Annotated in this window: 10 protein-coding genes and 2 tRNA genes; 4 read left to right on the top strand and 8 right to left on the bottom strand. The window is 43.0% G+C overall.

Going from position 1 to position 14727, the window contains the following annotated elements:
• Positions 1-58 precede the first annotated feature (58 nt).
• A complete protein-coding gene (gene gyrB, locus H3T84_RS10340; protein WP_084586007.1) occupies positions 59-2449 on the top strand; it encodes a DNA topoisomerase (ATP-hydrolyzing) subunit B in 2391 nt (796 codons plus the stop codon).
• A gap of 85 nt (positions 2450-2534) precedes the next feature.
• On the opposite strand, the gene H3T84_RS10335 is transcribed toward gyrB, so the two are convergent.
• The 3 genes from H3T84_RS10335 to H3T84_RS10325 form a co-directional block, all read right to left on the bottom strand.
• A complete protein-coding gene (locus H3T84_RS10335; protein WP_100124992.1) occupies positions 2535-3767 on the bottom strand; it encodes an RtcB family protein in 1233 nt (410 codons plus the stop codon).
• Positions 3768-3812: 45 nt separating this feature from the next.
• Entirely contained in the window at positions 3813-5387 is a 1575-nt protein-coding gene (locus tag H3T84_RS12230) for a slipin family protein (protein WP_232346186.1), read from the bottom strand.
• Between the two features lie 275 nt (positions 5388-5662).
• Positions 5663-5737 (bottom strand) — tRNA-Trp (locus H3T84_RS10325).
• A 319-nt stretch (positions 5738-6056) separates the two neighbouring features.
• Between H3T84_RS10325 and rtcR the strand changes: the two genes are divergently transcribed.
• Positions 6057-7688, top strand: coding sequence for an RNA repair transcriptional activator RtcR (gene rtcR / locus H3T84_RS10320; protein WP_198219035.1), 1632 nt, complete (start codon positions 6057-6059; stop codon positions 7686-7688).
• Between the two features lie 79 nt (positions 7689-7767).
• Here the strand turns inward: rtcR and H3T84_RS10315 are convergent, their stop codons facing one another.
• The gene (locus tag H3T84_RS10315) at positions 7768-8109 is read right to left on the bottom strand and encodes a MerR family transcriptional regulator (RefSeq protein ID WP_179300400.1); all 342 of its coding nucleotides are present in this window, start codon (positions 8107-8109) and stop codon (positions 7768-7770) included.
• 75 nt (positions 8110-8184) lie between these two features.
• Here H3T84_RS10315 and H3T84_RS10310 point away from each other — a divergent pair, with 75 nt between their 5' ends.
• The gene (locus H3T84_RS10310) at positions 8185-8589 is read left to right on the top strand and encodes an EthD domain-containing protein (RefSeq protein WP_198219034.1); all 405 of its coding nucleotides are present in this window, start codon (positions 8185-8187) and stop codon (positions 8587-8589) included.
• A gap of 95 nt (positions 8590-8684) precedes the next feature.
• Here H3T84_RS10310 and galU read toward each other — a convergent pair whose 3' ends face one another.
• The 4 genes from galU to ampD form a co-directional block, all read right to left on the bottom strand.
• Positions 8685-9557 carry a UTP--glucose-1-phosphate uridylyltransferase GalU gene (gene galU, locus H3T84_RS10305; protein WP_100126309.1) on the bottom strand — a complete coding sequence of 291 codons (873 nt, stop codon included), beginning with the start codon at positions 9555-9557 and terminating at the stop codon, positions 8685-8687.
• A gap of 6 nt (positions 9558-9563) precedes the next feature.
• The gene (gene ligA / locus H3T84_RS10300) at positions 9564-11990 is read right to left on the bottom strand and encodes an NAD-dependent DNA ligase LigA (protein ID WP_198219033.1); all 2427 of its coding nucleotides are present in this window, start codon (positions 11988-11990) and stop codon (positions 9564-9566) included.
• A gap of 89 nt (positions 11991-12079) precedes the next feature.
• Complete coding sequence (locus H3T84_RS10295) at positions 12080-13342, bottom strand: cell division protein ZipA C-terminal FtsZ-binding domain-containing protein (protein ID WP_198219059.1); 1263 nt, start codon at positions 13340-13342, stop codon at positions 12080-12082.
• A 106-nt stretch (positions 13343-13448) separates the two neighbouring features.
• A complete protein-coding gene (ampD, locus tag H3T84_RS10290) occupies positions 13449-14033 on the bottom strand; it encodes a 1,6-anhydro-N-acetylmuramyl-L-alanine amidase AmpD (protein WP_110414629.1) in 585 nt (194 codons plus the stop codon).
• A 285-nt stretch (positions 14034-14318) separates the two neighbouring features.
• Between ampD and H3T84_RS10285 the strand changes: the two genes are divergently transcribed.
• Positions 14319-14394, top strand: a tRNA-Phe gene (locus H3T84_RS10285).
• Positions 14395-14727 lie beyond the last annotated feature (333 nt).

The raw sequence follows: 14727 nt of genomic DNA, 5'->3' as shown, positions 1-14727 counted from the left end.
AACAGTTATAAATGACCTTTAACAGCATAATCGCTGCCAAGTTTAGTAAAGAATTCTTATGATAGATCAACACCCTGAAGATTACAGTGCCGACAGTATCAAAGTATTAAAAGGTTTGGATGCTGTACGCAAACGTCCCGGTATGTACATTGGTGATACTCAGGATGGCACGGGTTTACATCATATGGTATTCGAAGTTCTGGATAATGCCATTGATGAAGCACTGGCCGGATACTGTGATCATATTACCGTAGCAGTTAATGCCGATAACTCCATTACTATTGAAGACAATGGCCGTGGCATTCCTACCGATATGCATCCGGAAGAACATCGTTCAGCAGCTGAAGTAATCATGACCATTCTGCATGCCGGCGGTAAATTTGATAACAACAGTTATAAAATTTCCGGTGGTCTGCATGGTGTAGGGGTCTCTGTAGTTAACGCACTTTCTGACTGGCTCCGTCTGACCATCTACCGTAATCACAAAGAACATTTTGTAGAATTTCGTCACGGGGATGCAGTTGCTCCGCTGGCTGTTGTCGGCGATACCGACAAACAGGGTACACGTGTTCAGTTTCTGGCCAGTACCGAAACCTTTGGTAATATCGATTACCATTTTGATATTCTGGCCAAACGCATCCGCGAGTTATCTTTCCTGAACAACGGCGTCAGTATTGAGCTCTTTGACAAACGTGATGGCAAACACGAAAACTTCGCATTCAGCGGTGGTGTAGCCGGCTTTGTACAATATATGAATCGGAATAAAACAGCTCTGCACAATAAAGTTTTCTATGCCAATGGTGAAAAAGATGGCATGAGCGTGGAATGTGCCATGCAGTGGAACGACAGTTATCAGGAAAACGTGCAGTGTTTCACCAATAATATTCCGCAACGCGATGGCGGCTCCCATTTAACCGCCCTGCGCCAGGTTATGACCCGAACCATCAACAACTACATTGAAGCCAATGAAGTTGCCAAAAAAGCCAAAGTAGATACTAATGGCGATGATATGCGTGAAGGTTTAACCTGCGTATTGTCTGTTAAACTGCCTGACCCGAAATTTTCTTCACAAACCAAAGACAAACTGGTTTCCAGTGAAATAGGTCCCGTAGTTAATGAAGTACTGGGTAAAGCCTTGTCTGAATTTCTGGAAGAAAATCCTGCAGAGGCCAAAATCATCACAAGCAAAATTGTTGATGCCGCGCGTGCACGTGAAGCAGCGCGCAAAGCACGCGAAATTACCCGCAGAAAAGGGGTAATGGATGGTCTGGGGCTGCCGGGCAAACTGGCAGACTGTCAGGAAAAAGATCCCGCTTTATCAGAATTGTATCTGGTCGAAGGTGACTCGGCAGGCGGTTCTGCCAAGCAAGGCCGTGATCGTAAATTTCAGGCCATTTTGCCCTTAAAAGGTAAAATCCTGAATGTAGAAAAAGCCCGTTTTGAAAAAATGCTTGCCAGTCAGGAAGTTGGTACTTTAATCACTGCACTGGGTGCCGGTATAGGCAAAGAAGAATTTAACCCGGAAAAATTGCGTTATCACCGCATAATTATCATGACCGATGCGGATGTAGACGGCGCGCATATCCGTACCCTGTTGCTTACCTTCTTCTACCGGCAAATGCCTGAACTGGTTGAACGCGGTTATGTGTATATTGCTCAGCCACCATTGTATAAAGTGGAATATGGCAAAAAAGACAACTACCTGAAAGACGAGTTTGAAAAAGATCAGTTCATGCTCAGTCTGGCATTGAATAATGCTCAATTAATTATTGGCGAAAATACTCTGGAAGGTAATGCTCTGTCCGAAATCGCCAAACAATTGATCCTGGCACAAAGTATGATTGCGCGTGAAAGCCGTATCATTGACAACAATGTACTTAATTCCCTGCTTCTCTGGAATGAGAATCTGGATTTAAGCACTGTAAGCAGTGCAGAAAAAGCTGTGCAAACATTAACCGCTCTGGTTAATGACGACAACCTCAAACTGGAACGCATTGGTGCTGATGATGAAGTACAAATGATTAAAATTACCCGTCAATTGCATGGGAATCATATGGTCAGCTATCTGGATCAAAAATTTGTTGAAAGCCGCGCCTATCAAATTATTCGGCAGACAGCGTCCACTTTAAGTGGTATTGCTGACGTACCAATTGAAGTCATTAAAGGTAATATGACCACCACTGTAACCGGCTTTGCCCAGGCACTGGAATTACTGATGGATTTAGCACAGGAAAAAATTAACATTCAGCGTTATAAAGGTCTGGGTGAAATGAATCCCGAACAATTATGGGAAACCACGATGGATCCTTCAGTACGCCGATTGCTGAAAGTCAAAATCGAAGATGCGATGGCAGCAGATGATGTATTTGTTACCCTGATGGGTGACGAAGTTGAACCTCGTCGTGCATTTATCGAAAACAACGCTCTAAATGCTCAGGTTGATATTTAGTTTTTAAATACCTAAAAAAGGATGGCATTGTCTGCCATCCTTTTTTCTATATAAAAATATTCTGCAGTTGATTATCCGGATAATATCAGCCCTTAACACAGATAACCTGACGTAACTGGTGCTTGATTTCCACCAATTCCTGTTGCGCCTGCATTACTGCTTCAATATCTTTATATGCCATAGGAATTTCATCAATAACTTCAGCATCTTTACGGCATTCTACATGAGCCGTAGCCTGCATCTGGTCAGCAACAGTAAATTTCCGTTTAGCTTCACCACGACTCATAACTCTGCCTGCACCGTGAGAACAGGAATGAAAACTTTCTGCATTCCCTCGCCCCTGCACAATATAACTTTTTGTTCCCATAGAACCCGGAATAATTCCCAGTTCACCTTCTCGTGCAGAAACAGCCCCTTTACGCGTAACAAAAACATTCTTACCGAAATGGTGCTCTTTCTGTACATAATTATGGTGACAGTTTACAGTTTGTAAATGCGTGGTAAACGGCACATTGATTACTTTGCGTATAGCAGCGATAGTATTGTGCATCATCACTTCACGATTTAAACGGGCAAATTCCTGTGCCCAGTGCACCGCTTTCAGATAATCATTACAGTATTCGGTTCCTTCTACTAAAAACGCCAGATCATTATTAGGCAAATAGGTATCAATGAAATATTTTTTCATTTCCTTTTTAGCCAGCTCACTGAAATATTTACCTATTGCACGACCAATACCGCGTGAACCACTATGCAGCATTATCCATACGCGATCACACTCATCCAGACAAACTTCAATAAAATGATTACCGCCGCCCAAGGTTCCCAAATGACTATAACTATTCGCTTTTAAAAAACACGGATATTTACTGGTCAGTTTTTCAAATCCGGGCAAAAGCTGCTGCCAGTACTCCTGTACAATCGGTGGCGGATTTTGCCAGCTTCCTTTATCGTTCTTTTCTTTATTGAGTGTGGAACCATGCGGTACCGCCTTTTCTATAGCCAGACGTAATGGCATTAAATCTTCCGGCAGATCCTGGGCGGTAAGTGACAACTGTACAGCCATCATTCCACAACCAATATCCACGCCGACAGCGGCCGGAATAATCGCACCAGCAGTCGGAATCACACTCCCGATAGTAGAGCCTTTTCCCAGATGCACATCTGGCATAACCGCAATATGCTTAAAAATAAAAGGTAATTGTGCAGTTTCGAGCAATTGTTTTTTAGCCACATCTTCTACCGGCACACCTTTTGTCCACATTTTTACCGGACGTGTTTTATTTTCTTTTAATACTTCAAATTCTTGCTTTTGCATTTTTAACTTCCATTATTTTTTAACCAATAAATTAGCGGATGTACGCTATTGCGCCTGAATATTAATCAAACCATGCAATAACTGATCCAAACCGCCTACAACCGAAATCTTATCGATTCGTTCAGCAATTCTTTCCAGTGTTTCCATTTCTTTTAAGCGTAAAGCAACCGGATTATTTTCCATTACCCGGGCTGTATTCAGTAAGGAACGGGTAGCAGAAGTTTCTTCCCGCCGGCGGATAACATTCGCCTGTGCAGATTTTTCTGCTTCTACTACTTGTGCCAGAATGGTTTTCATGTCTCCCGGTAAAATAATATCTTTTACGCCAACACTGACCGTTTCGATTCCATAGCCCGTCATATGCATCTGCATATGAGCATTCACCACCTCGTCGATTAAATTTTTGTTTTCCAGCAATTCATCCAGACTGCGAGTACCAATTGCTTCCCGTAATGCAAATTGTAATTGCCGGTACAATAACTCCATTGGCTGCGCAATTCTGGCAAACGCCTTTAACACATCGGTGTAACACCAGCTAGCTACCAGATTAATACGCAGATTGACTTTATCCCGGGTTAAAATTTCCTGACCGGATATTTCCACTGTCTGCAAACGTGTATCGACAATTTCAACACTGATTTCACGATTAAAACGCCAGTAAGCAGTAATACCTGCATTAAGCAGCTGTTCTACTTTACCATTAACTTTTAATACGCCAACATGATATGCCGGTACCTGTGCAATCAATACACTACTATCGCCAGTCACTTCTTTTTTACGTAATTTTGGCTGTAACAGCTGCTGTACCATTTGCTCAGAAAGCTGAAAATCGTCAGTCAGCTCAATAAGCTGCATATGCTGCTTGCAGTTATTCTGCCAGTACAATCGTTTGGTTCCCGGTGGCAGAATTTCCACTAGTAAATCATCTTCAAAGCGTAAACCGGCCTGATTAGCACCTACCTGCATCTGAATACAGAATTTTGCCATCTGCTGCGGGGCATTTTGTTCAATTGTTGCCGCCAGCAAATCATCAATACGGTTATCCTGTAGTTTGAATTTACCCAGTACCAGCTTATGTTTGAATTCACATAAACCAATTACGGATTTAGGCGGAATAATCTGTACAAACTGATTATCAACAAACAGCGTACCAATTTGCTCATCGGTAAAATAATGCAGTTTGATGTGATCGATACCTTCAATTAATCTGCCGGTATTTTTTGCCTGAATAATTTCCATAGCAACTTCATCAGACAACCGGTACCCTTGCTCCAAAGTTACTTTTTTAATTGCCTGTTCTTTATAACTCTTCCAGTACAATGCTTTAGTAGAGGGTTGAATAATCTCTACCAGCATTTGTTCTTCATAACGCAGCACAATCTCATTATCAGCCACATTGACATAATGACAATATTTTTCTACCAGCTGCGGATAAAAATTGAGCAGTTTTTCGGCGATAGCCGGTTCAATCTTAGTATCAGCTAAATCCACCAGATAATGAGTAATGTTGACAAAAGGATTCCAGAAAATATGCCGGCCTGCGGTAACAATAGTATTAATTTCACCGCGTTTGGTGACAACGGCCAGCTCACCTTTTTTCACATTAATTATATTCAACATATTAAATCTCCTTTTTTGGCAGCCAGCAAAGAGAAGAGACACAATCAAACGGATTAAGTAACGAAATAACAGGGGAAAAACTGATATCTTTAAACATTCAACTAACTGCTTATGGTTCATCAATTTTTTGCCTGCTATCCGGTTTTTTTACCCGGACAGAATCATTAATCCGTTTATTCTGTGCGGTTAACCGGTTTTTTTCGTATCTTAGCTTTACTGCTTTGCTTATTTCCCTTTACTGGCTGGTATTGCTCAAACAACAAATTATTACAATATGGCTTTTGAAACAGGAGTCGAACCCGTGACAGATTGGTTTGGTACCAATTGCTCTACCTCTGAGCTATTCAAAAATTTTCCATCGGAAGGAAACGTCTTTCATACCGGGGGAATACATGTTGATAATGCGAATAAATCAGTCTTTCGATTAATTTAATTCCATTCGCTATGTACCCTACTGCCGTAAAAAACAGTATGTATTTCAGACAATATCCTTATTGCAATTACCGTACCAAGTCCGTAAATTTCTAAAATAAAATTATTAATATAATGTTTTTATTATAAAAATAAATGAATAATTTTATTTTCAATAAATTACTCTTAGTTTTATTTTCATATTTTTTATAAAATATTATATAATTTTATTTAATTTTATATAACTAATAATAAATAATGGACAAGAAAAATATCGTATTCGGTTTTTTAGGCAATGTACTTGACCAGCGGGGCAAAGGAAGAAAACGCTGGACACGCTGGCGCCCTACTATTGATATCTGTAATCATCCGGAATGGCCGGTTTATCGCCTGGAACTGATTTATCACACTCAGGACAGCAAACTACTCGAAGACATTATTCAGGATATTAAAACCATTGCCCCGGATACACAGGTTAATCCGATTCCGGTTCAGATACAGGATCCATGGGATTTTGAAGAGGTGTATACCTGTTTACTGGATATCGCCAAAAACTATACTTTTAATAATGAACAAGAAAATTATTATCTGAATATTACCACCGGCACCCATGTAATGCAGATCTGCTGGTTCTTACTGGCAGAATCACGTTTTTATCCTGCCAGACTGTTACAACCCTCACCGCCGGCCAGACCGTCAGCATCGCCGGAAAACCTTGCCGCAGAACCTATAGCAAACCCGCCACTGTGCCCCAGCGGACAAATAAACATCATTGACCTGAATCTGAATCGTTACGACCAGATTCTGACTCGCTTCCAGCAATATGCTACTCAGGCAACAGAACTGCTCAAATCAGGTATAGCGACAAAAAACCGGCATTACAATCAGCTAATCAACGAAATAGAACAGGTTGCCAGCCGCTCTCATGCGCCTATTTTGCTATGCGGCCCCACTGGTGCCGGTAAATCTTTTCTTGCCCGGCAAATTTACCGGCTTAAACTGAACCAGCATCAGATTACCGGACAATTCGTAGAAATTAACTGCGCTACCCTGAGTAGCGATAACGCCATGTCTACACTGTTCGGTCACATCAAAGGTGCATATACCGGTGCCAGTCTAGGCAGAAACGGCTTACTCAGACAGGCGGATAACGGTGTTTTGTTTCTGGATGAAATCGGAGAACTGGGGCTAGATGAACAGGCTATTCTCTTAAAGGCGATTGAGGAAAAACAATTTTATCCGCTAGGTGCAGACAAACTGGTATCCAGTAACTTTCAGCTAATTGCCGGAACCAACAAAGATTTAAAACAGGCAATTATTCACGGTACTTTTAGAGAGGATTTATACGCACGTATCAATTTATGGAGTTACCAGCTACCGGGACTTGCCGAACGTAAAGAAGATATCGAACCGAATATTGATTTTGAACTGGCACGATTTGCGCAGGAGTACGGTACCATGCCGCGTTTTAATCAGCAATCCAGAGACCGTTATATTCAGTTTGCCACATCGGCTATGGCAACATGGCCGGGTAATTTCCGTGAGCTCACTGCTTCCATTACCCGTATGGCTACTTTATCCATACAAGGAAACATCACACAGGAACAAGTTGAAAATGAAATCCAGCGTTTACAGATACACTGGCAGCAGGTAACTTTTTCTGATGCACTGATTCCGGCTGAAATTGATGAATTTGACCGGTATCAGCTGGAAAAAGTCATTGAAGTATGCCGGAAAAGCCGAACTTTATCCGAAGCCGGCCGGTATTTGTTTGCTGTGTCCAGAGCACAAAAACAGCGCGCCAATGATGCAGACAGACTGAAAAAATATCTGGCCAAATTTGATTTAAGCTGGGAGCAGATAAAAGACAGCACCAGTAAAGGCAATTAACGCTATCTCCTACCTGTGATCATTATTTCTTATTTGAGTTTCAGCAACTATTATACGAAATAAAATACACAAAAATACATTATTTATTTATCATATTAAACAGGCGGGTTCGTGTTTGTATTAATATATCTATTTGCTGTTCAATCTTTTCTAACGTCAGATTAATATTTTTCAGGTAAATTTCACAAGGCTCAAATTTACTGTTTTGCTCATGCCAGCAAGGCAGTATTTGCCGGATAACTTTTAACGAAAAACCGGCATTATTGAGCTGCTGAATCAATTTTACTCTTTCTACATCTGCCTGCTGGTATTCTCGGTATCCGGATTGTGTACGGGCAGGTGTCAGCAATTTTTCCTGTTCATAATAGCGCAGCATTCTGGGGCTGATTGCGCTTTTTCTAGCTAATTCACTGATTTTCATTTTTACTCTGTTGACTTTAACACTACTGTGAAACTTTATCATTATTCGCACAACCCACAAACTGAAAGAAAGAAAATGATTAAGTTAACCATGTTAGTAAAACGCCTGCCCGATATTACTTATGAAGAATTTGACCAATACTGGATCGAGCATCATGCTCCGCTAGTGACTTCTGTGCAAAACGTTTTAAATATTACCCGCTATGTACAAACCATTCCGCACCGTTATCCCGAGCTGGATAAAATAATACAAAACGGGCGTCAGTCTCAAAATTTTGTTTTTGATGGCATGGCTGAAATATGGTGGCAAAATCTGGAAAGCATGCAGAAAAACCGGTCTTCACCAGAAGCCGTAAAGGCATTAAACGCATTAATGGAAGATGAAAAGCGCTTTGTTAATCACACACAATCAGTTGTCTGGTATGCAACAGAACGCGAGATTATTAGTAACACTAATTATCAGACAATGCCATTGCGCTGAAGCAGAACGCCAGCCAAAAAACTTGCCTGCCGGCGAAACAGCAGGCAGGCAAATAATAAAACTAGAAACATTTACGTATGAATTCCGGTATTGCGTTAACACACCATGCGCTGCAATAATTTTTTAAAATCTTCTCCTACCAGAGGATGTTTCATACCATAGGCCACGGTTGCTTCCAGATAACCAAGCTTATCACCGCAATCATAACGTCTGCCGGCAAAAGCATACGCAATCATTTTCTGTTCAGTCAGCAACCGTGCAATAGCATCAGTCAGCTGAATTTCTCCACCAGTACCCAGCGGTAAATTAGTCAGAAAATCAAAAATTCGTGCTGACAAAATATAGCGCCCGACTACACCCAGATTTGAAGGAGCCTCATCCGGATGAGGTTTTTCCACAATACTCTGTATATAATCGAAATCATTCTGACGATTAATCTCGACAATACCGTAAGCACCCGTCTGCTGCGGATCAACATTTTCCACACCAAGGACATTACAACCCGTACGGTAATAAGCATTCATCATCTGGCTCAATGCACCAGGCTGTGCATCAATCAGGTCATCAGCCAGTACCACAGCAAAATCATCCTTACCTACTGCAGCACGGCTGCATAAAACCGCATGTCCCAGCCCCAATGCGGCCGGCTGGCGAATATACAGACAAGTCACATTAGGCGGCAGAATACCCTGCACAAAATCAAGCAATTTATTCTGATTGCGGTAAGCCAGCTCTGTTTCCAGCTCATAAGCCTTATCAAAATGATCTTCAATACAACGCTTATTCCTGCCGGTAATAAATACCAGTTCAGTACAGCCGGCAGCAACAGCCTCTTCTACCGCATACTGAATCAGTGGTTTATCCACTATCGGCAACATTTCTTTCGGGCTGGCTTTAGTAGCGGGTAAAAACCGTGTGCCCATACCGGCCACCGGAAAAACACACTTACGGATTGGTTCTGCTTTCATCTGAGTTTACTCTTTAATTCCCAGCATAATCATCAATGCAGCCTGATCCAGTATAGTAACACCAAGTGCTTCAGCTTTGGACAGTTTACTGCCTGCTTCTGACCCGGCCACCACAAAATCAGTTTTTTTCGATACACTGCCGCTCACTTTACCACCGGCTTCTTCAATATGCTGCTGTGCCACATCACGTGACCAGTCTGGTAAAGTACCGGTTAACACAAAAGTTTTGCCGGCTACAGCTTCATTAACCGATGACGTGATTTCCTCCGTCTCTCCGCTAAGCAGCTGCTCACATAACTCAATCGTCTTTTGCAGTAATTCATGATTTTCAGGCTGGCTGCACCATTGCTGCCAGCTTTCCGGCAAGGCTTTATCAGTTAACAGTTGTGACCAGTCCTTACCCGCCAGTTGCCACAGCTTCTGTGCCCGCGATTCCGTTAAACCGGCACCGGGTAAACGAGCCAGTATTCGCTCAGGAGTAAAGTATTTACCCAGTGGTGTGCGACGTGTTTCTGTCTGCGGTTGCACACCGGCATCAAGTAATTCCTGCAATTGACTGGTCTGATCTTCCTGACTGAAAAAATAGGCTACCGAATGTGCTACCACCTTACCGATATCCGGCAAACAGGCCAGTAACGGCTCAGTAGCCTGAGTAAGCGTAGCCAAATCACCGAAAGCCTGTGCCAGCTGTTTTGCTGTACGCTCACCAACATGAAAAATACCCAAAGCATAAATTAAATTAGCCAGAGGACGCTGCCGGCTGGCCTGAATACCGGCGAGAATATTTTCAGCCCATCTGGATGGCTGCTGTTTGCCTGCTTTATCAGTTGCAGATAATTCCAGTTCATTTGTCACCGACTCTGCTGAGCTTTCCCCTGCTTCCTGCTTAGCCTGCTGTTTCATTGCCAGCAAATCGGCCAATTGCAAATGATAAACATCAGCAAAATGACGGACTCTGCCCTGTGTTACTAACTGTTCAATCTGCCGGTCACCGAGATTTTCGATATCCATGGCGCGACGTGAAGCAAAGTGAATTAGCGACTGCACCCGCTGAGCATGACACAGCATTCCGCCACTGCAACGAGCCACTGCTTCGCCCTCTTCACGAACAATTTCATGACCGCAAACCGGACAATTTTCTGGCATACGGAACGGCGGATATTTCGGTACAGCTTCAGGCGAAGTAAGCAAATCCGCCGCCGGTTTTTCCACCATCGGACGCTGTGCCAGCACCACAGAAACAATTTCAGGAATGACATCTCCAGCACGGCGCACAATAACCGTATCACCCTCACGTACATCCTTGCGCTGTGCTTCACCTTCATTATGCAAAGTTGCATTGGTAACTGTAACACCACCTACAAATACCGGCGTCAGCCGTGCTACTGGTGTTACTGCACCGGTACGTCCCACCTGTACATCAATAGCCTCCACAGTAGTCAGCATTTCCTCTGCCGGAAATTTTTGAGCAATAGCAAAGCGCGGGGCACGGGCTACATAGCCAAGCTGCTCCTGCTGAGCCAGATTATCCACCTTAATCACTACACCATCGATGCCAAAGGGCAAATCCGCACGTATCTGAAAAATATGCTCATAAAAAGCCAGCACCTTCCCAATATCAGCCTGATAGCACAAATTATCCTGTGGCGGTACTGTCAGCCCCAAACGTGCCAGCAATGCCAGCTCTTCGCTGTGGCTGTTTACCGCAAAACGCTCATCCAATCTGGCAATTCCGTAGGCATAGAAATGCAAACGCCGGCGTGCCGTTATTTTCGGATCCAGCTGGCGTAAACTGCCAGCCGCTGCATTACGCGGATTGGCAAAAGTTTTCTGATTTTCTGCCTGCTGATGTGCATTAAGCCGGTCAAAATCAGCTTTAAGCATCAGTACTTCACCGCGTACCTCCAGCAGATCCGGTACCTGATCACCCTGTAGACGTAATGGAATATTGACAATAGTGCGCGCGTTCTGAGTAACATCCTCGCCGGCATATCCGTCTCCGCGCGTAGATGCCTGTACCAGCAGACCGTCACGATACAACAAACTGATTGCCAGACCATCAAACTTTGGTTCAACAATATATTCGGGCTCAGCACCAAGACCATCGCGTACCCGTTTATCAAAAGCATACATCTCACTATGGTCGAATTGATTATTATCATTCAGTGGTGAAAATGCATTGTTCAGTGACAGCATCGGAATCTGGTGCACCACAGCAGTAAATTTTTGCTGTGCCTGCCCACCTACACGTATACTCGGGCTATCCGGCTGCCGCCATTGCGGATATTGCTCTTCCAGAGCCTGCAACTGGCGGAACAGCCGGTCATATTCTGCATCCGGTACAGTAGGTGCATCCAGATCATAATATTCATGCGCATAACGATTGAGTAGTGCGGTTAAATCAATAATTTGCTGTTCGCTTACTGAATCCATTACAGCTATCCTTCAGAAAAAGAAAAAAGATGGCAAACCCCGTTCTGCGGCTTGCCATCTCTTTATAAAATTAAAATACTCAGGCAATATCAGGAAAACAGTCTTTTGGCCAGTTCACTTCCAGGCTCCAGATCAACCTGCTTCATTTCCTTTTGCCGGTCAACTACATAGCGGCGTACCTCACGCAACCACTCTGTGGATAACTCTTCCACTTTATCATTAACCAGATCCAGACCTAGCTGACTGGATAATTTCACAGCCATATCCATAAACTGATCAAAACATTTCTCGCCGTTTGGTATATGTACTATATCAAACAACATACTGAATCCGCGATAATTTTGATTTGCTAACAAAGTAGAGGTAAAAGGTGTGTTATCTAGCGTAACAATATTAAACAAAGGCTCGCCATTAGTATCAGCATAAAAAAATGCACCATCATGCCCCAGCTCAAAGCCCTGTTTCTCAACTGCAGAACGCAGCTCCATTCCGCTGACATTCGTACGTGATACCAGATGAATCGCAATTGTCTGGTCAACCCTTGCGCATAAATCATCCAGTGGACGCGCCACATCCAGAAAAGTATTAATATCCGTTAACAGCAGCTGACCATCCATCTGCTCGGCAAAACGATTGGCCTGTTCGCCAAAATACGCCAGCTCTTCATGCGTAAGCAGACCACTGCGGCTGATTGCCTGCAGACCAACCACAAATCCCTGATAATAAACACTGGGAATCGGTTCAGCTATCTGATAACGGTCATCCATCGTACAGCCTACCAGCCGGAAACGGGAACGACTGCTCAGTCGCGGCATTGCATGCAACTCTTTCGGCTGATACAGTGCAATATAGGCCAGATAATCAAAACGTACATCAAACCATGGTAGCGGCTGTTTAGACATATCCCGCACATCCAGCAAAGTTTTACGCCCTTTCAGCGGCATCATTCGTGATAATAATTCCTTATCTTCGTGTTCAGCCGGACTTCTTGGTGTGGGTGCTTGATTATCAGTCACATCAGATACTGTTTCGGTCGCAGACACTGTCGCTTCTTCCGATTTAGCGCTGTCACTGGTTACCTGCTTATTTTTTTCACTGTCTACTGCTTCAGACTGTTGTACAGATGAAGCAGCAGCTGTATCCGCTTCACCTGCTGACGGCATCGTCTTAGCATTCAAAACAGGTGCAGCCTGTGCACCATCCCGTACTGAATTTACCTGACTGTCCAGTAAAGCATCTTTATTGGCATGCCCGAACTGTTCGCGCAATTGTTTGCGGTATTGGCTTTCCTGATAAATATTATAGGCCAGTACCAACAGAATAATCGCAGCACCTATCACCAGCACAATCATTACAGAATCACTCATTACATTCCTACCAGACAATTTGCGAAAACCGCAACTTAATTAACAGTTAAATGGAATTATAACTAAAAATACCCCTGCCGGCAGCCATAAACTACAAAAGCCACTGATATTCTGTCACTATCGGTAAACCATTACTGCGCAGCATATCCCATTCAAAAAAATGCCCCGGATCCGATTTTCGCCCCGGTGCCACATGCTGATGGCCGGTAATCGCCTGAATCGGGTAATGCGCACACAGCATCTGCAATAACGCATACAACTGCGTATACTGAGATGGCGTAAACGGTTCGAAATCACAGCCTTCAAGCTCAATTCCGACTGAAAACGCATTACAGCCATCCCTGCTGTTAAAACGTGATATCCCGGCATGAAAAGCTGCGTCATCACAGGAAACAAACTGAATTATTGTTCCGTTTCGTTCCAGCAGAAAATGGCTGGATACCCGCAATCCGGTTAATGAACGCATAAAATCATCCGGTTCAGCAGCATCAATCTGATTAGTGAACAAACGCTGTACTGCCTGCTGCCCGTATTCAAAAGGTGGTAAAGAAATATTATGCAATACCACCAGCGATACCTCAGTCTGTGCCGGACGCCGGCTGAAATTTGGTGACGGTACATGAATACATTGCTGTAACCAGCCATCTTTCCATACCGGCTTTTGTTCGCCCTGCATCCTCTTCACCCTTGTAATAAAAGTGTTTACCTTAATACAGCTCTTATCCGGCGTCTACTTTTTGTGAAGAATCAGACAGAAATCCAAGCTAAGCAATCGTTTCCTGTGTGTATTCTGAAAAAAGAAAAAAAGACCTTATTAAACATACAGAATTTCAAAATAACACATGTAAAACCAGCAAAATAACCAATTTTTCCAACAAATAAACAGCGACATAGATAAGAGAACACAGAAAACACTTGCCAAGCCGGCATATATCTGGTTTAATGCGCACTCTTCCCCGATGGCCAGATAGCTCAGTCGGTAGAGCAACGGACTGAAAATCCGTGTGTCGGCAGTTCGATCCTGCCTCTGGCCACCATTAATAACCGCTGAATGCGGTTATTTTTTTTATCTGCATAAAAACAAAAATTCAATTTTTTCTCACCTTAAATAAATCTTATAAATATTCAATCCCGGTATTGATTTTCTAATTACGCAACACTATCCGAACCAATTTTATTAATAAATTTGTGATATAATAATTAAAAATTATTAAATATTTGTTAATTATTAATTAAAAAATAACAAATAAAACAAACATCAGCAGAGAAAATAACTATGGGACAGGCATACTGGGCAGCTCGTGAGGGAGACATCCTTTTACATACTTCATTACTGGCTGACATTGCAGGCGCTGCGGTTGAAATAGCCT

This window comes from Snodgrassella sp. M0110 (genome assembly GCF_016101465.1).
GTDB lineage: Bacteria > Pseudomonadota > Gammaproteobacteria > Burkholderiales > Neisseriaceae > Snodgrassella > Snodgrassella alvi.
Note: the sequence above shows the minus strand (reverse complement) of the source record. Positions and strands in the feature narration are given on the sequence as shown.